Source organism: Sorangiineae bacterium MSr12523, assembly GCA_037157775.1.
Classification (GTDB): Bacteria; Myxococcota_A; Polyangia; order Polyangiales; family Polyangiaceae; genus Pendulispora; species Pendulispora brunnea.
Genome location: CP089982.1, coordinates 6,751,036 through 6,773,043, shown reverse-complemented (window position 1 = coordinate 6,773,043; position 22,008 = coordinate 6,751,036). Strand labels below are relative to the sequence as shown.

Below are 22,008 nucleotides of genomic sequence, written 5' to 3'. Positions count from 1 at the left end.
TTTGGTATTCGCGCTCATTTGTATTTCTGTGTCGCGAGGTCCAGGCCGCGGATCCGAATGGATCCATAGCCAAATAGCATCCGGACGATCGCCCTTCTCGCCCTGGCGGTTCGGGCTATGGGGCTCGACGCCGCCATTACCGTGAGCGATCCCTATCCATCCGGGAATCCCCGAGGACGATTCCATCAACATCGCCCATGTCGCGGGCGGCGGCCGGCTTCATCGTCTCGGGGTGCGCTCAATTGGCATTCCGTGCAGACTTGCCGGCCTGCGGCGATCGACCGTTCGACGACCGTCCGAAACGGCGCACTTTACTGACGGTCGTCATCGGCTAGGGCTCCACTGCCGTCCCAGCTGTTGCCAAGGCAGCAAAGGACAAATCATCGGGAATGGATCCAATGCGCCAGCACGTTCGCCTGGCACTATCGGCTGAAACATCGAATGGATATGTCCCGAAACAATCGCCGTCGAGAGCCCCTTTGCTTGCTCACTGCGTCACGGATCGTTTGGCGGCGCGCTCTATGGAACTACCTCTTCCATTCGGAACTAACGTCTCCAATGCGTTGTTTCAGAAACATCGCATTGCGATTTTCAAATGATCTTCTTGACGTGACACTACGGCCTACTACTGTCGTGCTGAGCATTTTTTCTTAAAGTGCCAGATCCTTCGTAGTGGAGGTCGGGTTGAATTTTTAATCGAATTCGACGTGCAGTCTCCGTGGATTCCAAAAATTAAATAGTTCGCGCGTTTGCCATCGACGAGTTGCGCCAGTGGGGCGCAGTGCACATTATCGCCGGCCACTTCGACTTGCTTAACGTCCAAATCCTCAAAGGAGATACGTGTATGGAGCAGACGGTCGACTATGCGTTGAGCCCCGAAGCGCTCGCGCAGTTCCATCGAGATGGCTACATTGGCCCATTCGATTTGTACACCGAAGAGGAAATGGAGAAACATTTCCAAGCTTTGCGGCCAAAGCTTATCAATACGAAGAAGGCCATTTACAGGCAGGATCGGGCCATCTCCGGCAATACCAATCTGGCCAACTATGACCGGCACTTGGATGTAGATTTTCTCGCCCATCACATCACCCGACCCCAAATCGTCGACCGGGTCTCGAGCATCCTGGGCCCCGATACTTTGTGCTGGCGCACGGAATTCTTTCCCAAGTACCCGGGCGACGAAGGCACCGATTGGCATCAGGCCGACAATTTCTCGAACGTAGCGGGGTCGAAACACCCGCAAATCGTTTGGCCGGAAGATGCGGAGTTCGGCGGCACCATCACCGTCTGGGCCGCCTTCACCGATGCCACGGTGGAAAATGGCTGCCTTCAATTCATTCCCGGCTCGCACAAGACGATGAACTATGACGAGTCGAAAACGATGGTCTACGACGAAAAGGCCATCAACAACGTGGAAAAAGGTGGCGTCCGACGCGGCTTCTTTGGTTACGACTACCGGCAGCTACAAAAGGACCCGAATTGGAGTCCCGACGAATCGAAGGCCGTCTCCCAGGTGATGCGAAAGGGGCAGTTCATCATCTTCTGGTCGACCTTGATGCACGCTTCGCACCCACACTCGGGCACCACCGACAAGATGCGCCTGGGTTTTGCGGCGCGTTATTTGCCAACCTCGGTACGCGTTTATCCTTATTCGGACGCGCTCGAGGAGTTCGGCGGGGCGGCCAGCCTCGAGAAGTTCGGCAACGTTCTCACGTCGGGTGTGAATAGATTTACTCACAATCGATTCGTCGATCAAACGGTCAACGGATATCGCTTTCAAGCGCGGTCGGAGGTCGGTTTGCGATGAGCAGCGAAAATCAAGAGAAGTTCGAGCGATGGGTCATCGATGTATGCCAGGGCCTCGGAGTCCGCATCAAAGACGCGAACAGTGACTTTTTCGAGGCCGGTGGCAGTTCGCTGGCGGCGGTGAAACTCATCGCGAGGGTGGAGGAGGAATTCGGCGAAGATGCCCTCCCGCCCGAAGATTTGTTCAGTCAAAGTGCCGTTCGCGATATCGCATCGTGCATTTTGCGCAACGCCCCGCGAGCCGGCGCCCCGAGCGACGCGTGATCGAGGACAAGTGGATGATGACGCTCAAGAAAGCGTCGAACCATCTGCGTATCCGCCTCTTTTGTTTTCCGTATGCCGGGGGAAGCCCGGAGCTTTTCCGGGCTTGGGCCGACGGATTCGACGACGATGTGGAGCTCGTCGCCGTCTGGCTGCCGGGGCGTGGCCGTCGCTTGCGTGAGGCTCCGTACTCGAGTTGGAACGCCGTGGTGGAGGACACCTTCGCCGCCATTGCGCCGTATCTTTCCGAGCCCCACGCCTTTTACGGTCACAGCTTCGGGGGCAGGCTCGCGTACGAGCTCGCCCATCTGACCACGAAGGTGCCTGGCGCCCAAACCCGGGGGCTATTCGTCTCCGGTTGTCGAAGCCCCGACACGCCGCAAATCCGCCCGTACATGCATGAAATGTCCGAAAGCGGATTTCTGAATGCGGTGCGCGAAATGGGGGGCACACCATCGGAAATTCTCGACAACAAGATCATGAAGCGGCTTTTTTTGCCGGTCATGCACGCCGAAATTCGGCTCGCGGAGCTATGGGACGATCGGCATGGAAGGGGGGTCGACGTTCCCATTACGGCCATGTACGGCCGCGAGGACCCGATCGACGATCGGGCCAGCATGAGCGGCTGGCAGAACTTCAGCTCGAGGGCGTGCGAGCTCCTCGAAATGCCCGGGGGCCACTTCTTTCTCGAAACACATCGCCAGCATCTGCTGGAGGTCATTCATGCGCGCTTGGGAGCAACGAATCGAGAAGCTGACGTTCGACGGCGAGGCCCTGTCGGTGCATCGCCGGATCAATCGGACGACCGTACCTTACCCCGACCATAGCAGCGTCAAGGAGCTCTTCGAGCGTTGTGCCCGTGACCACGCGGACGCGGTGGCCGTCGTCCATCGGGATCGCGTGCTCCGTTACCGCGAGCTCAATCAGCTGGCCAATGCCTTGGCCGCACGGCTGCAGCGGGAAGGGTTGAAGCGGGGCGAGACGGTGGGGGTGTGCATCGATCGCTCCCCGGAGTTGATCGTTGCGCTGGTCGCCATTCTGAAGTGCGGCGCATCGTATTTGCCATTCGAGGCCTCGTGGCCGGACGAGCGCGTGCGCAGCCTGTTCGAGGCCGCACGGTGCAGTTGGCTGCTCAGCGATCGCGCGCGTGCGCTGGCCGTTCGCTTCCCCGAATGCCACTTCGTGCCGGTGGAGCCGTCCGAGCCCAGCGACCATTACCCGAATCCGGACACGCCGGTGTCGGCCGACGACATTGCGTACATCAATTTCACTTCGGGTTCGACGGGCAAACCCAAAGGCGTGCCCATTCGGCACCAGAGCATTGCGCGGCTCGTCTTCCACGCGCTCTACGCCCGGCTCGATGCGCGCACCGTTCTTTTGCAATTGGCCCCGGTGACCTTCGACGCGGCGACCTTCGAAATCTGGGGGGCGCTGCTGCATGGCGGCACCTGCGTGCTCTATCCATCGCGGTACGTCCGGCTCTCGGAGCTGAAACACGTGTTGCAGTCCCACGGCGTCACCGTCTTGTTTCTGACCACCGCGCTGTTCAACACGGTGATGGACGAAGCGCCGGGCACCATTCAGAGCGTCGAAACGGTTCTCACCGGCGGGGAAGCGCACTCGCTCAAGCACATTCGTCGTGGATTGGATCGGTTTGGTACCGAACGACTCGTCAGCGTTTACGGCCCGACGGAATGCACGACCTTCGCGACGTACTATCCCATTCGCGAGCTCCTGCCGGACGAGACCGCGCTTCCCATCGGTCTTCCCATTCAGAATACGCGCGTTTACGTCGTGCAGGACGACAAACTCTGCGGCCCGGGTGACGTTGGCGAGGTGCTCATCGCGGGGCCGGGCCTCTCACCGGGGTACTTGGGAATACCCGACGTGACCAACGAGCGATTCGTCGAATACGACATCGATGGCGAGGTGGAGCGCCTCTACCGCACCGGCGACCGCGCGTACCTCCGCGAAGACGGCAATCTCGTCTTTCAGGGGCGAACCGATGATCAAGTGAAGATCAGCGGCTACCGCATCGAGCTGGGGGAGATATCGCATCATCTCGGCCAGCACCCAGCGGTCAAACAGAATTACGTCACCGTTTCCCAAGATCTCGCGGGGGAGAAGGCGTTGCTGGCGTTCATCGTGTCGGAGGGCGAAGGCTGCTCCCCCACGGCGATTCGCGATTTCCTCAAGGAGCGCCTGCCGGGGTACATGATCCCGAGCAGTGTGTACCTATGCGAATCGCTTCCGCTCTCCGCCACGGGGAAGGTGGATCGCAAAGCGCTTCTCGGTGTGCATCACCCGCCCATTCACGCCAGCCCCGTCCAGCCCTCCTCCGGAGCCCCCTCGCCATGACGATCAGCGCCCGTGCGCAGCAATTCCAAGACATCCTCCAAAAGCTCGGTCTCGATTTGACGGTTCTCGAGCTGCCGGATTCCACGCACACCGCCGACGACGCGGCGCGTGCGCTTGGCTGCGAGAAGGCGCAGATCGTGAAATCGCTGGTCTTTCGGAATGCGGCGAACGACACGCCGGTGATGGTGCTCGCGAGCGGCCCCAATCGGGTCAACGAGAAGACCATCGCGCGGCTCGTGGGCGGCAAGATCAGCAAGGCCGACGCCGATTATGTCAAACGGGTCACCGGTTTTGCCATCGGTGGCGTTCCTCCTCTAGGGCACAAGGAGCCAGTGACTTTGTTCGTCGACGAGGATTTGCTCGCCTTCGACGAAACCTGGGCGGCGGCCGGCACACCGAAGGCCGTCTTCAAGATCCCCGGCAAGCTCACCGCCATTTTGCCGGAGCACACGGTCATTTCGGTCAAATGAATACGCCGTACTTCGACGCCGAACATCGCGAGGTGCGCGCCCGCGTGCGTGCCGCGCTCGCACGCGTGGTCCTGCCGAACGCAGAGGCCTGGGAGGCGTCGGGGCATATTCCCATCGAAGGCTGGCGGGCGCTCGGCCGCGAGGGCCTCTTGGGATTCGGCCATGCGGGCAGCGCGTTTCTCGAGAGTGCCATTTTGCTCGAGGAGCTCGGGCGCACGGGCTATGCAGGTATTCGCGCCTCCGTCGGCGTGCACGCCTACATGGCGCTTTCGTACCTCGAATTGTTCGGCACGGCCGAGCAACGCGATGCGTATTTGCCGGGTGCACGCCGGGGCGAACGTATTTTGGCCCTGGCCATCACCGAGGCCCATGCCGGTTCGGATCTGCGCCATCTGCAGACCCGTGCCGAGCCCGTGGACGACGGCTATCGGGTCAGTGGCGAGAAGCATTATGTCACCAATGGTTCCCAGGCCGACGTTTTCGTCACGGTCGTTCGAAGCGGCGACAAGCCCGCGGGCAAAGGTCTGACGGGGGCGAGCCTGCTGCTCATCGACGCCAAGAGCCCCGGCGTGACCCGCTCGCCCATGCCGCTCGCGTGCTACCGCAGCGCCGATGTTTGCCAGGTTACGTTCGACGGTGTTTTCGTTCCCGCGAATCGCTTGATCGGGCGGAAGGAAAGGGCGCTCATGCATCTGATGCACGCGCTCGACTTCGAGCGGCTGTGCGCGGGGCTTTTGGCCGTGGGTGGCGTCGGGCACTGCCTCGATCTTCTCGATCGGTTCGTGCGCGAGCATCAGATCAAGGACGCGCCGCTTGCGGCCAACCAGGCCGTGCGCCACAGGCTCTCGGAGCACGACGCCGATTTCGAGCTGGTGCGCCATTATGCTTACCACGCCGCATGGCTCCACGCGCGCGGCGAGCTCGATACGCGCACCGCATCCATCGTGAAGCTGAAAGCCACCGAGCTTGCGGTGACGGCGGCGCAAACGTGCCTGCAATACCACGGCGCCCGAGGCTACCTCGCCGGCGCAGCGCCCGCCCGCATCTACCGCGATGCCATGGCCGGCACCATTGCCGCGGGCGCGAGCGAATTGATGCGCGACATGATCTTCGAAACGAATGGCCATCAGCCCTGAAGGGGATATCGGACGATGCAAAAGCGTGTTGGTAAAGTCTCGTTGGCCGCGCTCGGCCTGGTGCTTTCGGCTCTTGGCCCGGTGTCGTGCGAGCGGGAAAAAACGGTCTCGGTCACGTCGACCGAGGGCACCAACCTTGCCGCGACGGTCTCGCCCGACGGGCAGCGCATCGTCTTCGACTTCCGCGGCGCGCTCTGGTCGGTGGCGCGATCCGGTGGCGAGGCCACCCGACTCACCGATCCCTTCTTGGAACCGTCGCGACCGCACTGGTCTCCCGCCGGCGATTGGATCGCCTTTCAAGCCTTCACCGACAACGCATTCCATATCTGGATCATGCGGCCCGATGGAAGCGGCCTTCGGCAATTGACCTTTGGCCACGGCGACGATCGCGAGCCGCGTTTTTCGCCCGACGGAACGCGCATCGCGTTTTCGTCGGATCGCGCCTTCGAGGGGACGTACGACATTTGGGTCGTCGACGTCGCGAGCGGCGCGCTCTCGCGTTGGACGTCGTCGCCCACCGACGAGTTCGAGCCCGATTGGCTCACCGGCGGAACGGAGCTCGCGTACGTCGTTGGAACGGGCGCGACGGGGACGACCATTCAGGCGTCCGCGTTGGGAGCCTCCGGGCGAACCCTGGTCACCGCGCCTGCGGGCATGCGGCTCGAATCGCCTGCGGTGGCCCGCGATGGAAGGGTGGCCTACACCCAGCTGGCACCACCGCCGGTCGCCATCGGCCTTCCGCAAGCCGCCCAGGTCACGCTGATGGTCGCCGGCACACGTGTTGGCGAGAGCACGGACGTCTTTCCGTTCCAGGCGAACTGGCTGAGCGATCACGAGCTTCTGTACACGGCCGACGGAGGCATCCGCATTGCCGATTTGGGTGCCGGCTCGGTCCGCCCCGTCGAATTTCGCGCACAGCTCGATGCCGTCGTCGTGCCCCACTACGACCGCAAACCGCGCGACTTCGACTCCAAGGAAAAGCGCCCGGTCAAAGGCATTGCCGGGCCGCGCCTATCGCCCGATGGTCAGAAGGTCGTCTTCCAGGCGCTCAATCAGATTTGGGTCTCTACCCTCGGCGAACGTCCGCGCGCCATCACGAGCGATCGCTATTTCAAAGTAGATCCCAGCTGGTCGCCCGACGGCAAGAAGATCGCCTATTCATCGGACAAGGCGGGTACGGAAGATCTCTATATCTTCGACCTCGCGAGCGGTGCCGAGCAGCGCGTGACATCACTGCCGGGCGCCGAGTATGGCGCGGCGTGGTCGCCCGACGGGACCAAGCTCGCGTTCCAGGATCAGACGACGGGCACCTTCACGGTGGACATTGCCACGGGCAATGTTCGTCAGGTGATCGGGCCGATTTTCGCGCCGTCGAAGCCGAGTTGGCATGCGAGCGGTGCAACCCTGGCCATCGCGGCCCTCAAGCCCTACAGCCGGCGCTTCCGCGAGGGCACCAGCCAGATCCTCACGGTGAACGTCGCATCGGGCGCGCTCACGTACACGGAGCCGTCGCCGTTCCGATCCATCAGCACCCGCGGCGATGACGGGCCGGTGTATTCACCCGATGGAAAGTTCGTCGCCTTCGTCTCGGAGAGCGCGCTCTGGATCAAACCCGTCGACGCGAACGGCGTCCCCAACGGCGAGGCCGTGCAAATCAACGACGAGGCGACCGATGCGCCGAGCTGGAGCGGCGACTCGCAAACGCTCTTGTATCTGTCGAACGGCAGGCTCCGCACGATCGCACGCACCGGCGGCGCTCCGCGGGATATCCCGCTGCACCTCGATTGGCAGCCGGAAATCCCGGAGGGGCGGACCGTGATTCATGCGGGCCGCTTCTGGGACGGACGCGGCGCGGCGGTCCTCTCCAACGTGGACATCGTGATCGACGGCAACCGCATCGCAAATATCCGCCCGCACCAGGCCGACGCAAAAGACGGCGAGCACGTGACCCGCATCGATGCCTCGGGGCAAACCATCGTTCCCGGTCTGTGGGAGGCGCACACGCACCACCTGCTCTATGGCAAGTATTACGGCGACCGCCTCGGGCGCCTGTGGCTCGCTTACGGGATCACGTCGCTCAATTCCGTGGCCGATCCTGCCTACCGGGCCGTCGAGGCCAAGGAGGCCTTCGAATCCGGCCAGCGCATTGGTCCGCGGTTCTTTCCCACGGGCGAGGCCATCGACGGAGAGCGCATTTACTACAACATGATGCGACCCGTGAGCGGGGGCGACGTGCAGCTTGCCCGTGAGCTCTCGCGGGCCAAGGCGCTCGATTACGACATGATCAAGACGTACGTGCGCTTGCCCCACATCGATCAGGCCAAGGTCACGACTTTTGCGCACGACACGATGGGTGTCTATGTGGCGTCGCACTACATGCCGGCACTGCAAGCGTACCCGGTCGATGCGATCTCGCACTTGAGCGGCACGACGCGCACCGGATTCCCGTACACGCGTTCGGCGACGGGCGTCAGCTACCGAGATATGCGCGATCTTTTGCGTGAGTCCGGCATGTTCGGCATGACCACCGTCTTCAATACGACGTTCTACGCGGACGACCCCGGCATGGTGGAGGACGCGCGGCTTCTGACGTTGAACACGCCATGGGCCCAGGCATCCCTTCGTGCGAAGCGGGATGCGGCGCAGAATGCCGATCCGGCCTTGGCTCTCGGGGCGCTGAAAAAGGAGCAGGATACGGTTCAGAGCATCCGGGCGGCCGGTGGTGTCATGGTCGCCGGAACGGATTCCCCGCTCGACGATGTCGCCACGGCGCTGCACGTGAACTTGCGGGCGCAGGTCAAGGTCGGCGGCGTTCCGCCGTGGCAGGCTTTGCAGACTGCGACCAAGCTGACCGCGGAGGTGGTCGGCGCCGGGCGCGATCTGGGAACCTTGGAGAAGGGGAAGGTGGCGGATCTGGTGATCGTCGACGGCAATCCGCTCGTCGAGATCAATGATTTGGCCAAGGTGAAATCCGTGATGAAGAACGGAAAGCTTCATACGGTGGAGGATCTCGTCGCGCCATTCCGACCGAGCGCCGCGGCGTTGTCATCGCCCTCCGGCCGCGAGCACCGCGTACTCGAGCCGGCTCCCGAGGTCGCCCACGCCGCCGAGAAATACTGGTGGCACGATCCCTCGCAAATGCTCGACGACGAGCACCTGTAGAAGCACCACCGCACCGTTTCATTCGAAGCGCCCCCGACTTTTTCGCCAACCGCGAGAAAGACGGCGGGCGCTTCTTGCACTGGAAAATACCACTCCCTTCCAATCGCGCGCGATTGAATAGCGCGTTGGGGTCATAATCATCGACAATATCATTGTGGCAATTGGCTATTATCGGCCAATGCGGCAACCGGCCGGTCGCGCCGTTAAGGCCAATTTACGCGCGTTAATTTAACGCGCTTAAACTTGTCGCTGCGGCGTGCGGACTGCATCGTCCTAGAGCGGTAAATACGAAGGATAACGTCTGATCCGTATTCGGGACGTATCCCGTCGGCGCGCTGAATCGATGCCGTTAACGAGTCTCGACCCCATTGCCATTCGAAGGGCAATTTGGAGGTGCCGGGCTCTCACACTTGCGAGAGATACCAATGAAAATGAGTCGATGTAGGTCGATGTCTTTGGCGGCCGCAACCAGCGGCCTTTTGCTTTATGGATGCACGGCCGAGTCCGAGTCGCGCGTGGAGAATGCAGCGGCGGGCGGCACGTCCACGCAAGACATCGCATCATCGGACGAGGCCATCGTCCGGACGGATTCTGGTTCGGTGAAGGGGGCCTTGTTCGATGGTTACCGCACCTTTTGGGGCATTCCGTACGCGGCACCGCCCGTCGGGGCGCGACGATGGCAGGCACCCGCGCCCGTCACGCCCTGGGCCGAGCAGCGGGACGCCACCAAATTGCCAAACGTGTGCCCGCAGTTCGGCGTGGGGACGGTCGTCGGTGACGAGGATTGCCTTTATCTCAATGTCACCACGCCGCGGACCGCGTCCCCGCGACTCCGGCCGGTCATGGTCTATGCGCACGGCGGCGCGTTCATTGCTGGCTTCGGCCATCGCTACGATCCCCATCGTCTGGCCACGGGCGGCGACGCGGTGGTGGTGACCATCAATTACCGACTCAACGTGTTCGGTCAATTGGCCCATCCGAGCCTGGGCGACACGAATTTTACCCTGCAGGATCAACTGGCCGCCCTTCGCTGGGTCCAGCGCAACGCCGTGGCCTTCGGCGGCGATCCAACGAACGTGACCTTCTTCGGCGAGTCCGCCGGCGGATTGGGCATCTGCGCGCTGATGACCTCTCCCTTGGCCGTCGGGCTCTTCCAGAAGGCCGCGATTCAGAGCGGCATGTGCACCACCGATTGGCCGAACCAAGGATTGAGCCCCCTCAATCCGGCCGGCTCCGGATGGCTCCTGCCCCAGGAGGCGGAGCAAGTCGGCCTCGCGACGGCGAAGGCCTTCGGCTGCACGGACCCCAAGACGGCCATCGATTGCCTCCGCAAGGTCCCGGCGGCGGCTCTCCTCACGTCCCCGCCGGCGCTCACGTACCCGGGATTCAGCAACCCCATTTACGGTACGCCGATCCTGCCGGAGCATCCTGCGACGGCCCTTGACCGAGGGCACTTTCTCCGCATCCCGGTGCTCGCGGGCTCGAATCTCGACGAGGGGCGAGCCTTCGTGCGCGCGTTCGACGACATCAAGCCGATCACCGCGGAGCGGTATTCGGAATTGCTCAAAACGTCGTACGGCGACGATGCGGACGCGGTCGCGGCGCATTACCCACTCGATCATTACGACTCCCCCAAGCTGGCGTGGGCGGCGGTCATCACCGATCGCACCATCGTTTGCCCCACGCTTCGGGGCAATCGGTTGCTGTCGGCCCACACGACGGTCTACGCGTACGAGTTTGCCGATCGGACTGCGCCGGGGCTGCTTCCCGTTCCGGCCGGGATGCCGCCGGGGGCCATGCATTCTTCGGAGCTGTCGTACTTGTTCGACTTGCCGTCCAATTTTCCGAGCCTCAACCCCGTGCAGCTCGAGCTGGGCGCAACCATGGTGGGCTACTGGACCCGGTTTGCGCGCACCGGCAATCCCAACGGGACCGACTTGCCCGCGTGGGGCCGCTTCCGTGCATGGAGCGCGACACCGTACGTGCAGTCGTTGAACACGGGAGCGGATGCGTTCCACACAGTCGACCTCGGTACCGAGCACCAGTGCGACTTTTGGGAGAGCCAACGGAGCGCGTACGCTCCGTGACGATGCCGCGATCTTGCCTCGATTGACAGGGCAATCGACTCCCAGCGGATGGGGCAGTAGAATCCATCCGGGGAGAGGTGGTGTCCGACGAATCGAGGCTAGTCGAAGCGAACGATACGAGCGGAGCGGGTTATGCCTTCGGCGAATTTCGCTTTTCGCCGACCTCGCGCAGTTTGCTGCTGTTCGAGGAACCCGTGCGGTTGGGCGCTCGCGCGTTCGAAATCCTTCGCATTTTGGTCGAACGCGCGGGCGATGTCGTCACCAGTGAGGAGCTGCTGACGCAGGTATGGCCCGACGTGGTGGTCGAGGAGACCAACCTGCGCGTGCAGATCGTGGCGCTTCGGAAGGTGCTGGCGCGTGGCGAGCAGAGGTTGCGCAGCATCGAAACCGTGCCGCGAGGCTACCGATTCGTGCTTCCCGTCGCGCCGTGGGCCCAGGCGGTCAGCGACACGCCATCCCACGAGCATACCCTTCACAATTTGCCTGGGTTGCTGGCCGTCACGGTGGGGCGCGCCGAAACGATCGCGCTCCTCGCGGATTCCTTGGCCCAGCGGCGCCTGGTCACCATCGCGGGGCCCGGTGGCGTGGGCAAGACCACCGTGGCCATCGCCGTCGCGAGGCAATGCCTGCGGCGTTTTCCGGAGGGGATCTGCTTCGTCGATTTCTCGTCCCTTTCCGATCCGTCGCTCGTCACGAGCGCATTGGCGTCGGCGCTCGGGATCGGGGTCATCGCGGCGAAGGACCCCATGAGCGGGCTGATTTCCCATTTGCGCAAAAAGGAGATGCTGCTCGTGCTCGATACGTGCGAGCACGTGGTGGACGCCGCCGCAGCCCTGGTGGAGTCGCTCCTTTCGCAGCTTCCCAGGCTTCGCATCCTGGCGACCAGCCGCGAAGTTCTGCGTGCCGCCGGTGAATGGGCCCATCGCCTTCCTTGCCTGCCGTACCCTGCTCTCGCCGACCCATCGAGCGCGGTCGATGCCCTCGAGTATCCCTCGGTGGACCTGTTCGTTCGGCGTGCGCGGGCGAGCTTCGATCGATTCGAATTGCAAGATGCCGACGCCCCCATCGTCGCGGCGATCTGCCGCCGGCTCGATGGAATTCCACTCGCCATCGAGTTTGCGGCTGCGCGTGTGGGCGAGCTGGGCCTTCGCGAGATCTCCGCGCGCCTGGACGACCGTTTCGATGTGCTGACCCACGGGCGGCGAAAGGCGCTTCCTCGGCACAAGACGCTCGCGGCCACGCTGGACTGGAGTTACGACCTGTTGCCGCCCGAGGAGCAAACGCTGTTGCGTCAGCTCTCCGTCTTCCGCGGAGCGTTCACCACCGATGGAGCGGTGGCGGTGGCGGGTGAGGCATGGACGCGCGCGGCGACGCTGATGTACCTGTCGAATCTGTTCGGCAAATCGCTGGTCACGGTCGACATCGGTGGGGAAACGACCCTCTACCGCTTGTTGGATACGACCCGGGCGTTCGCGGCCGAAAAGCTCACGGCCGCAGAACGGCACGAGGCCTCGGTCCGGCACGCGCGGTACGTCCTCGCGTCGCTCCACGACGCGGAGGTCGACTACCAGTCCGACGATAGCCGAGGTTGGACCGAGCGCCATCGCAACTTGATTGACGATCTGCGCGGCGCGCTCGATTGGGCCCTCTCCGAGTCCGGCGATCGCCATTTGGCCTTGCAGCTCATTGGCGACTCCATGCTGGTCTCGTATGCTTTGTCGCTGTTTGGCGAATACGCGCGAAGGCTGAAAAAGCTCTTCGAGCAAATGCCGGATATGTCCATGGAGAATCCGGCAACGGCGACCCGCGTATGGGAAGTCTACGGGCATGCGAAGTGGCAAACGGCGGAGCCCATCGAGGCCGTCGCCGATGCCTTCAGAAAGGCCCTCGACGTGGCCCGAAGTGCTGGGCTCGTCGAAGGGCAGATTCGCGCGCTCGCCGGGCTGCATATCATCTTCTTTTACAATGGCAATTACGAGGAGTCCTTCGCGGCTTCGAAGGAATACGAAGTTCTCGCCACGGCGGTGAAATCCCCCGCCGTCACCATGTCGTACCGGCGAATGTCCGCCCTCGTGCTCCACGGGATGGGCGACCAGGCCGCGGCGCGCAGCCAAGCGGAAGGCGTGCTTGCCGACCTGGCAGGCCCCATGGGCAAGCAGCACCGAGCCATCATGTCCGATGCGCGTTTTGCGCTTCTCCCGACGCTCGCACGTATTCTCTGGCTGCAGGGGCACGCGACACAGGCGTGGGAATACGCGTGCGAGGGCCTCGAGCTGGCGCGAGCCCGAGGTCAGCCGCTACCGCTATGCAGCGTCATCTCCTTGGCCATGCTTCCCCTTTCGTATTGGACGGGCAACATGGCCGCGGTCGAAGAATTCACCGACACGCTTTTCACGCTGTCGTTGGAGCACTCGCTCGTCTTGGCCCACCAGTACGGGCGGGCCTTCCGGGCCATCTTGGAGGGCACTCCGGACACGAGTCGGGAGCCGGTGGGCGGTGCCTTCATCGCGGATACGGCGGCGACGATGGATGCCAGGTTTGCCGCGGAAGCGACCCTCGACCGCGTCGAGCATGGCTACGAGCGATGGTGCACGTCCGAGCTGCTGCGGATTCGGGCTGCGCGTTTTCTCGTCGAGGGTGACGCCGAGCACGTTGCAAAGGCCGAGGCTCTGCTCCTGCGGTCGCTCGATGTGGCGCAGCGCCAGCAGGCGTGGGCCTGGGAGCTGCGAACGGCGATCACGCTCGCGGAGCACGAGAAAGGTCGCCCTGGGTATGCGGCGGCGCTCGATCGGCTGGCCGCCGCGTACGCTCGCTTCACCGAGGGCTTCGAGACGCGGGATCTGATGCGGGCCGCGGCCATCCTTCGCGATCGATGAACGTCACTGCCCGCGGCGCACGCCCGTGGCGCTGGCGAGGAGCATGTCACGCACGGCCTGCGCGCGTTCGCGTCCCACGGGGATGCGAACCCCGCGTTGTTCCGGGCCGATGCACGAGCCGACGAAAATGCGTGTCTCGCGTCCCTCGCGATCGAGCTCCTTGATGTGCGCCGCGTTCACCAGCCAATTGCGGTGCACGCGCAGCAAGCTGCGGCCGAAGGAGAGCTCGATGGCGGCCAGCGAAAGATCGACGTCGAAGACGCCGTGCGGCGTATGCACCGACGTCAATCGCTCGGCGGCCTCGAAGGCCCACACTTCGTCGGGTTCGAGAAAGACCAGCGTTTTTCCGCGTCGGGCGACGATGCGTGCGCTGTGGGATGCCGGCATCGTCGCACGCCGCCGTGCGAGGAGCCGGCGCAGGCACTGCTCGACGCGCTCCTCGGTGAAAGGCTTCACCAAGTAGTCCACGATGTCCAAGCTGAAGGCCTCGATGGCGTGGTCGCGAAAGGCGGTGGCCAGGACGAACATCGGGGCGTTCGCTCGGCCGGCGAAGCTTCGCACGAGATCGAGACCGCCTTCGTCTCCTTCGCCGCCGAGGCGCACGTCGATGAAGGCCACGTCGATGCCGAGCCTCGCGGTGTCGTGCAGCGCTTGCCGTGCCTCGTCCAAGTTGCTGACTGCACCCACGACGTCGACGAGCTTCGAATCTTCGAAGAGCTCGACCAGGTATTCGCGAGCGGGCCACTCGTCTTCGACGATGAGCGCGCGCAGTCTCTCCGTGGTCACGCCGTCACCCCCATGTCGGGCGCCTTGTGCATCGCGTCGCGCGGAAAGCGGACGACGGCGCGGGTGCCTTGGCCCGTGGACTCGAGGTGCAGGTTCGCATCGCGGTATTCGAGCGCGAGCCGCCGCCGCACGGAGTGGATGCCGAATGCGCCCGGGCGCGTCGGGTTCGTGGAGAGCCCCGGCCCGTTGTCTTCGATGGTGCAGACCACGTCGTCGACACCGGCCCGGCGTTCCAGCTCGACGCGAACGGTGACCTCACCGCCGCCCGAGCGACGAAGCGCACCATGATGAACCGCGTTTTCCACCAGCGGCTGCAGGAGCAGACGTGGAATGAGCACCTCGCGCGTGGCCTCGGACACGACCCAGTGAAACCGCAAGGCATCCGCATGGCGCGATTCGAGGATCTCCGCGTAGCGGTGAAGCCATTGCATCTCCTGGTCGAGCGTCTGCATGCCGTCGGCATCGCGAAGCGAGTCGGCGAGAAGGTCGCCCAGGCATCCAATGAGCCGCCGTGCCTCCTTCGGCCTTCGCGTCACCAGGCCCGAGATGGCATTCAAGGTGTTGAGCAAAAAGTGCGGCTCGAGCTGCGAGCGAAGGCGCGCCAGCTCCGCGGTGGCGCGTAGTTTCTCCGCCTCGAGCGCGAATCGGGCGGCTTCCGATTTGTGCGCCTCGCGTTCGAGCGCCCGCACCCGCGCGTCCTCGGCGGCGAAGATGTACACGAAGCCGAAGACCCACACCCCGCTATGCAAAAAGCCCGTGAAGATGCCCGACATCACGGTCCGCGGGAGATCGTAGCGCGCCATTCCCGCGGGCAGCTCGGGGTCGACGATGAAGTTGATCAACGCCGCCCAGAAGAACCCAATGGCGCTGGCGAGCGCCAGGCTCGTGATGACCGTCTTCGCCGTGCGCGCGCCCTGACGCGCCGCCCACTCGTAATGCAGGGAGAGGCAGGCGACGGTGAGCGGCGTTTGGATGGTCCAGACGATGGATCGAATCATGGCCGCGCGGCGCTGCGCTTCGGAGGTGAACGTCGGCGAGGTGAAGAGAAGCGGCGCGAACCAAAGAGCCAGCAGGAACAGGCATGCCGCGCCCGCCCCGAACCAGCGCTGGCGTCTCCGTGTCATTTCGAACGACTGATCCATCTCGGCCACTCGAACTACTTAGCTCGCGTGCGTGGGACGTCCAGTCACTGCCCGCTCGCACATGCGGGCTGCCCGTTCGTTCGCTCGAGCGGACCACTCGTCGGCATCGCCTTTTTCGAAGCCGTACCGCGGTCAAAACCGAGGTCATTCCCATGCTTGAAAGTACAGAAGACGTCCGGCGCGTTCTTGGAATTGGCAAACGAAAAGGGCGGCAGATTCTGCTGCGTGCAGCGTTTGGCGCCGTCTTGCTCGTAACCCTCGTTCTCGGCGTGCGCGCGTTTCTGCGTCGCCGCGCCGAAAGTGCCCGTCCGCGCTATACGACGGAAAAGGTCGCCCAGCAGGATCTGCGCGTGACGGTGGCGGCCACGGGCAAGCTCCAAGGGCTGGCCACCGTCGAGGTCGGTGCAGAGGTGACCGGCAAAGTCCAACGCGTCTTGGTCGGCTACAACGACCGCGTCATCAAGGGACAGGTCCTCGCGGAGATCGATCCGGAGCAATTGCGGGCCGACGTCGAGCAACAACGCGCGCAGGTGCTCGCGGCCGAGAGCGACATCGAGCAAGCCGTGGCGACGCTCGCCGAAAAGTCGCAAGCGCGGCAACGCGCCAAGGAGCAAGCGGCGCTCGGCCTCATCGCGCAGAAAGATCTGGAGGCGGCCGAGGCAGCGGCGGCGCGGGCGGCCGCGGATCTTTCGGGCAAGCGCGCCAATGCGGAGATCCGGCGGGCGAATTTGAAAGCGGCCGCGTCGAAGCTGGGCAAGACGAAAATCGTCGCGCCGATGGATGGCATCGTTCTGAGCCGCAGCGTCGAGCCCGGGCAGACGGTGACGGCGGGGTATACGACGCCGGTCCTCTTCAAGGTCGCCGAGGATCTGAGCAAGCTCGAGCTTCATGTCAACGTCGCCGAGTCGGACATCGGGCGGGTGAGGGAAGGGCAGGAGGCCTTTTTCGGGGTCGATGCGTATCCGAGCCGGCAATTTTCGTCGCGCGTTCTCTCTCTGCGCAACGAGCCGAAAACCGAGCAGAACGTGGTCACGTACGAGGCCGTGCTGACCGTGGACAATGCCGATCGCGTGCTCCGTCCCGGGATGACGGCGACGGCGACCATCGTGAGCGAGACCATCTCCCGAGCCATCGTGGTGCCGAATGCCGCGCTTCGCTTCGTGCCACCGCCGTCGCCATCGGCGGGCCCTCCGCCGCGTGCTGGGGAAAAGCGTGTGCACGTGCGGCGTGGGGACGAGCTGGTTCCCGTTGCGGTCAAAACCGGTGCGAGCGACGGCAGCGTTACGGAGCTCCTGGGATCGTCGCTCGAGGTGGGATCGGAGATCGTCGTCGATGTCGCGCAGCAACCCTGAGCCACCGCTTCTCGAACTGCGCGACGTGACGAAGGTGTACGGCGAAGGCGACGCCGAGGTGCGCGCGCTCGATGGCGTGAGCTTCACCATGCACGACGGCGAATTCGTCGCGGTCGTGGGCGCGAGCGGCTCGGGAAAATCGACCGCGATGAACATCATCGGCGCGCTCGATACGCCGACGTCGGGGGCGTACTTCGTTCGCGGCATCGACGTGACCGCGCTCGATGCCGATGCGCTCGCGCGGCTCCGGAGGCATTGCATCGGGTTCGTCTTTCAGGGCTTCAACCTTCTTCCGCGCACGACGCACTGGAAAATGTGGAGCTGCCGCTGGTCTATCGGCGGGTGCCGCGCGCACGCCGTCGCGAGCTCGCGCGCGAGGCGCTCCACGCCGTGGGGCTCGAGGGGCGCGAGCACCACAAGCCCAACGAGCTTTCCGGCGGGCAGCAACAGCGGGTGGCCATCGCTCGGGCCATCGTCACGAATCCGTCGCTGGTGGTCGCCGACGAGCCCACGGGCAACCTGGACTCGGCGCGAAAGGGCGAGATCATGCGCCTGCTCTCGGGGCTGAATCGCACGCGGGGCATGAGCGTCGTCATGGTGACCCACGAGCCGGACATCGCTCGCTGGGCGCGCCGCATCATCCGCTTTCACGATGGGTTGATCGCCGAGGACGCTCCGAATGTCCCGCAGGAGGAATCGTGATGTGGCTCGAGACGTGGTTCATGGCGCTCCGGGCGCTGCGACGAAACACGATGCGCTCGGCCCTCACGATGCTCGGCATCGTCATTGGCGTCGGCTCGGTCATTGCCATGGTCACCCTGGGGCGCGGCGCCACGGCGCTGGTCACGCAGGAGGTCGCGTCCTTGGGCACGAACATGTTGATCGTCTCGCCGGGGGCGATGCGCCGCGGTCCGGTGAGCGGTACCGCGCGTTCCTTCGACTTGGACGACGTGCGGGCTCTTTCGCGCGAGGTGCCCGGCCTCACCGGCATCGCGCCCGTGACGAATGCAAGCGTGCTCGCCATGCACGGGAGCGCGAATTTCAACACGACGGCGAACGGCACCACGAACGACTATTTTCGTGTGCGCAACCTGCGCATCCTTTCCGGTCGCGACTTTTCCGAGTCGGAGCTCGATGCGGGCATTCCGGTGTGCGTGCTCGGCGAGACGGTGCGCCGTCAGCTCTTCGGCCCCGCGAATCCGATTGGCGACACCATTCGGCTGGGCACCGTCACGTGCAACGTCATCGGTCTGCTCGAGCCCAAGGGCCGCTCGACCTTCGGCCACGACCAGGACGATCTGCTCATCTTGCCCATTCGCGCCGTGCAGCGCCGGCTCACGGGCAACTCGTACATCGGCACCATCTTCGCGACCGTGGCCGACGAAGCTTCGATCCACCGGGCAAAGGATACCCTTCGTGCGGTCTTGCGCGAGCGACGGCGCACACGGGTGCAGGAGGAGGACGACTTCTCCTTGGACGACACGCGCGAGATTGCGAAGTCCGCCGGCAACGTGACCCAGACGCTCACCGCGTTTCTCGCGGCCGTTGCGGCGGTGAGTCTTTTGGTCGGCGGAATCGGAATCATGAACATCATGCTGGTCTCGGTCACCGAGCGCACGCGCGAGATTGGAACGCGCTTGGCCATCGGTGCGTTGGGGCGTGACGTGCTCCTGCAGTTCCTGGTGGAGGCGATCTTCCTGTGCGCCTTGGGCGGTGTCGCGGGCGTCGCACTGGGGCTGGGAGGCTCGTACGCCGCCTCGCGCATGCTGCGAATGCCCTTCGCGATCGACGTGCCGCTCGTCGTTGCCGCCTTCGGCTTTTCGGCGGGGCTCGGCGTGGTCTTCGGCTTCTTACCCGCGCGCAAAGCCGCGCGTCTTCATCCCATCGAGGCATTGCGCCATGAGTAGGTCACCGTGGATATTTCTTGGATGCACCGCGTTCGTTCTCGCGTCTTTTTCGGCACGGGCCGAGGGCGAGGGGAGCCAAATCGTCAGTGAGACGGGCGTGATTCGAAGTGCCTTGGCACACAACCCGGGCCTGGCGGCTGCGCGAACGGAGCACCGCCGCGCGGCGTTGCTCGAGGAGGGCGAGGAGCATCGCTACGGGTTCGTCTTGGGGCTCGACGGCCAGGCAGACCGCACGAAGACCCCGTCTCTGAGCGTCAGCGGGGTGACGGCGCCGGAGTCGACGACGTACAAGCTCGGCGCGCAGCTCTCGCGGCATTTCATCTGGGGAACGGATCTGACCTTGCGGCTCGAAGGTCAGAGCCAGCGCATGCAGTCGACCTTCGTGAATACGAGTGCGAACCCGCCGCAGCTTTCGACCTTCACCTTTGGTCCGAGCTACGGTGCGCTGGCCAAGTTGTCGTTGAAGCAGCCGCTTTTGCGCGGCGCCGGTCGCGATGTCTTCGAGGCGGAGCTCGTGCAAGCGCGGGCCTCGCGCGCCAAGGCGGCGAGCGCCTCGGAACAAACTGCGAGCGAACTGATGCGCGATGTGCTCAAAGGCTATTGGGAGCTTTTTTACACGAGCCGCGCGGTGGAAATCCGGCAGCGCAGTCTGGGGCGCGGTCGTGCCGAGCTCGCCGATGCGGCGGCGCGCATTCGCACGGGCAGTGCAGCCCCTGCGGAGGCGCTCACCATCGAAACCGACGTGGCGAAGCGCGAAGAAGACGTGACGGGTGCGTTGCGCGAGGAGAGACGAAGCTCGAACGAGCTTGCGCGCCTGGTGGGCGACGCATCCTTGAGCGCGCGCCGTGCCGACGTGACGCGCGCCCCGCCTGCGCCGCTGCCGCCGCCCCCGGATGCGCGCGAGCGTGCGCTCGCCGTGTCGTACGAATTGGCCGGGCAGCGGGCGGAGGTGAATCTCGCGGAGGTGAGGGCGCGCACGGCGGCCGACGAGCTTCGCCCGACGCTCGATCTGGACGCCTACGTGCAGGCGCAAGGCCTGGGAAACCGCGACATACCGCCCGCGCTGCAGCAGGTCTACGGGCTGGAGGCGTGGAGCGCGCACGTGGGGCTGACCTTCGAGGCGCCGCTCGATGGCGGACGCCGTCGCGCCGAGAAAACGCGCGCCGAGCTGGCGATTTCCGCCGCGCAGCAAAAGCTGGAGGAGACGAAACAGCGCATCGTGAAAGAGCTGGAGAACGCCATCGCCGACAGCGAGTCCGCGCAGCGGCGCCTGGAGCTCGCCGGTGCGACGCTCGCCATCGCCGAGCAGCAGCTCACCGCCAAAGAGCAGCTCTTTCGCACCGGGGGAGCCACTGCGTTGGAGCTGGTGAAGGCGGAAGATGACGTGCGCGACGCCGAACTTCGCCGCACGCGCGCCCACGTCGATTGGGCCCAGGCCGATGTCACCATTGCGCACCTGACGGGGCGTCTGCTGGGTCGCGCGGACTCCGCGAATTGACGGGGGCGCCGACGTACGCGTGGGCAAACCAGCTCGCAAGCACCGGCGAGTCGCGCAGAGCCCGTAATCGGGCGGTGCGAAGACGATGCTCGAACGCGGCTTGTCCGGGCGGCAAGTCCAGTGGCGCATTGATGGTGTAGAGCAGCCAATCCGTGAACGCCAGCGCCTCCCAGAGCGGGGCCAGCCTCGTGTTGGAATATTCGGCCAGTCGCCGTCCGCCGTCGGCCCTTCGGAAACGGGCCACGATCGCATCCGCCAATTCGACGGCGTCGGCGATGGCCAGGTTCAATCCCTTGCCACCGGCCGGGGGCACGCTGTGGGCAGCATCGCCCGCGAGATAGAGAGGACCGTGTTGCATGGGGGCCGTGACTCGGATGTCCATCGTGAGCAGGCCGCGCTGCACGATGCGACCGGGGATGACCGGCGCACTCCCGGTGGTGGAGAGCCGCGTCCGCAAACGGTCCCACACGTGCTCGTCGCTCCAGTCGAGCGGGCGATCCTCCGCGCGGTATTGGAGGTAGTAACGCGTCTGGTGTCGCGTGCGCGGCATCTGCCCGGCAAATCCATCCCGGTGCAGCGCGTAGACGAGCCGCGGCGCCGACGCCGGAGCCTCGGCCAACAGGGTTAGCCAGCGGTAGGGATAGCTTCGCGTGCTGTCGCTCCCGGGCCATCCCATCCGGGCCGCCCCATGCCGCCCGTCGCATCCTGCCACCACCGCGCATCGGTGCTCGGAGCGGCCCGCCGAGGAGCGGAGGATCACGGTGGCCGATTCGTCGCCGTGCGCGGTGACCGACTCGGCTTCGGTTTGGAACAGCAGCTTGCCACCGCGGGCGAGGTAAGCCTCCACCAAGTCGCGGACCAGCAGCTGCTGTGGGTACACGACGTGCCCGATGCCTCCCGTGTACTCGGCGCACGGCACGAGGAAGGCGCCTTCCTCGGTGCGGAACTCGCAGCCGTCGTGCACCGAGCCATGGGCCCTGAGCCCCGCGGCAAGCCCGAATCGCTCCAGGGCCAAGACCGTGCGGTGCTCCACGGCACCACCCCGTGCCCTGTTTTCGATGTGCTCGCGGCTTCGCCGTTCCGCGACGAGGCAGTCCACACCGGCCTGCTGCAGTGCATTGGCCAGCAGCAAGCCCGCAGGTCCCGCCCCCAGGATGATCACATCGC

General features: G+C 64.6%; 16 protein-coding genes and 1 pseudogene. 14 read left to right on the top strand and 3 right to left on the bottom strand.

Annotated elements, in window-relative coordinates; all coding sequences use genetic code 11:
• Window positions 1-844 precede the first annotated feature (844 nt).
• From LZC95_25945 to LZC95_25905, 9 genes are all read left to right on the top strand, one after another.
• Window positions 845-1,807, top strand: coding sequence for a chlorinating enzyme (locus LZC95_25945; protein WXA89934.1), 963 nt, complete (start codon window positions 845-847; stop codon window positions 1,805-1,807).
• Window positions 1,804-2,070, top strand: coding sequence for an acyl carrier protein (locus tag LZC95_25940; protein WXA89933.1), 267 nt, complete (start codon window positions 1,804-1,806; stop codon window positions 2,068-2,070). The genes LZC95_25945 and LZC95_25940 overlap by 4 nt, the downstream gene beginning before the upstream one ends.
• Before the next feature lie 14 nt (window positions 2,071-2,084).
• Window positions 2,085-2,894: an alpha/beta fold hydrolase gene (locus LZC95_25935; GenBank protein WXA89932.1), complete on the top strand. Its 810-nt coding sequence runs from the start codon at window positions 2,085-2,087 to the stop codon at window positions 2,892-2,894.
• Entirely contained in the window at window positions 2,791-4,425 is a 1,635-nt protein-coding gene (locus LZC95_25930; GenBank protein WXA89931.1) for an amino acid adenylation domain-containing protein, read from the top strand. Before LZC95_25935 ends, LZC95_25930 begins: the two co-directional genes overlap by 104 nt.
• Window positions 4,422-4,895: a YbaK/EbsC family protein gene (locus LZC95_25925; GenBank protein WXA89930.1), complete on the top strand. Its 474-nt coding sequence runs from the start codon at window positions 4,422-4,424 to the stop codon at window positions 4,893-4,895. Before LZC95_25930 ends, LZC95_25925 begins: the two co-directional genes overlap by 4 nt.
• Complete coding sequence (locus LZC95_25920) at window positions 4,892-6,031, top strand: acyl-CoA dehydrogenase family protein (protein ID WXA89929.1); 1,140 nt, start codon at window positions 4,892-4,894, stop codon at window positions 6,029-6,031. Before LZC95_25925 ends, LZC95_25920 begins: the two co-directional genes overlap by 4 nt.
• A gap of 15 nt (window positions 6,032-6,046) precedes the next feature.
• Window positions 6,047-9,193: an amidohydrolase family protein gene (locus LZC95_25915; GenBank protein WXA89928.1), complete on the top strand. Its 3,147-nt coding sequence runs from the start codon at window positions 6,047-6,049 to the stop codon at window positions 9,191-9,193.
• Window positions 9,194-9,642: 449 nt separating this feature from the next.
• On the top strand, window positions 9,643-11,280 hold the full coding sequence (locus LZC95_25910) for a carboxylesterase family protein (protein WXA89927.1): 1,638 nt from the start codon (window positions 9,643-9,645) through the stop codon (window positions 11,278-11,280).
• Window positions 11,281-11,360: 80 nt separating this feature from the next.
• Window positions 11,361-14,156 (top strand): helix-turn-helix transcriptional regulator, encoded by a 2,796-nt coding sequence (locus LZC95_25905; protein WXA89926.1) that lies wholly within the window; start codon window positions 11,361-11,363, stop codon window positions 14,154-14,156.
• 3 nt (window positions 14,157-14,159) lie between these two features.
• Here the strand turns inward: LZC95_25905 and LZC95_25900 are convergent, their stop codons facing one another.
• Both LZC95_25900 and LZC95_25895 read right to left on the bottom strand, forming a co-directional pair.
• Entirely contained in the window at window positions 14,160-14,942 is a 783-nt protein-coding gene (locus LZC95_25900; protein WXA89925.1) for a LytTR family DNA-binding domain-containing protein, read from the bottom strand.
• Window positions 14,939-16,066: a histidine kinase gene (locus tag LZC95_25895; protein ID WXA89924.1), complete on the bottom strand. Its 1,128-nt coding sequence runs from the start codon at window positions 16,064-16,066 to the stop codon at window positions 14,939-14,941. The genes LZC95_25900 and LZC95_25895 overlap by 4 nt, the downstream gene beginning before the upstream one ends.
• Before the next feature lie 170 nt (window positions 16,067-16,236).
• Between LZC95_25895 and LZC95_25890 the strand changes: the two genes are divergently transcribed.
• The 5 genes and pseudogenes from LZC95_25890 (at window position 16,237) to LZC95_25870 (ending at window position 20,841) form a co-directional block, all read left to right on the top strand.
• Window positions 16,237-17,436: an efflux RND transporter periplasmic adaptor subunit gene (locus tag LZC95_25890; GenBank protein ID WXA89923.1), complete on the top strand. Its 1,200-nt coding sequence runs from the start codon at window positions 16,237-16,239 to the stop codon at window positions 17,434-17,436.
• Between the two features lie 88 nt (window positions 17,437-17,524).
• Window positions 17,525-17,692: pseudogene (locus tag LZC95_25885) on the top strand (ATP-binding cassette domain-containing protein).
• Window positions 17,692-18,138: an ATP-binding cassette domain-containing protein gene (locus LZC95_25880; GenBank protein ID WXA89922.1), complete on the top strand. Its 447-nt coding sequence runs from the start codon at window positions 17,692-17,694 to the stop codon at window positions 18,136-18,138. The pseudogene LZC95_25885 and the gene LZC95_25880 overlap by 1 nt, the downstream one beginning before the upstream one ends.
• Entirely contained in the window at window positions 18,138-19,343 is a 1,206-nt protein-coding gene (locus LZC95_25875) for an ABC transporter permease (protein WXA89921.1), read from the top strand. Before LZC95_25880 ends, LZC95_25875 begins: the two co-directional genes overlap by 1 nt.
• Entirely contained in the window at window positions 19,336-20,841 is a 1,506-nt protein-coding gene (locus LZC95_25870; protein WXA89920.1) for a TolC family protein, read from the top strand. The genes LZC95_25875 and LZC95_25870 overlap by 8 nt, the downstream gene beginning before the upstream one ends.
• Here the strand turns inward: LZC95_25870 and LZC95_25865 are convergent.
• Window positions 20,786-22,003 (bottom strand): 4-hydroxybenzoate 3-monooxygenase, encoded by a 1,218-nt coding sequence (locus LZC95_25865; protein ID WXA89919.1) that lies wholly within the window; start codon window positions 22,001-22,003, stop codon window positions 20,786-20,788. The genes LZC95_25870 and LZC95_25865 overlap by 56 nt on opposite strands.
• Window positions 22,004-22,008: the final 5 nt, after the last annotated feature.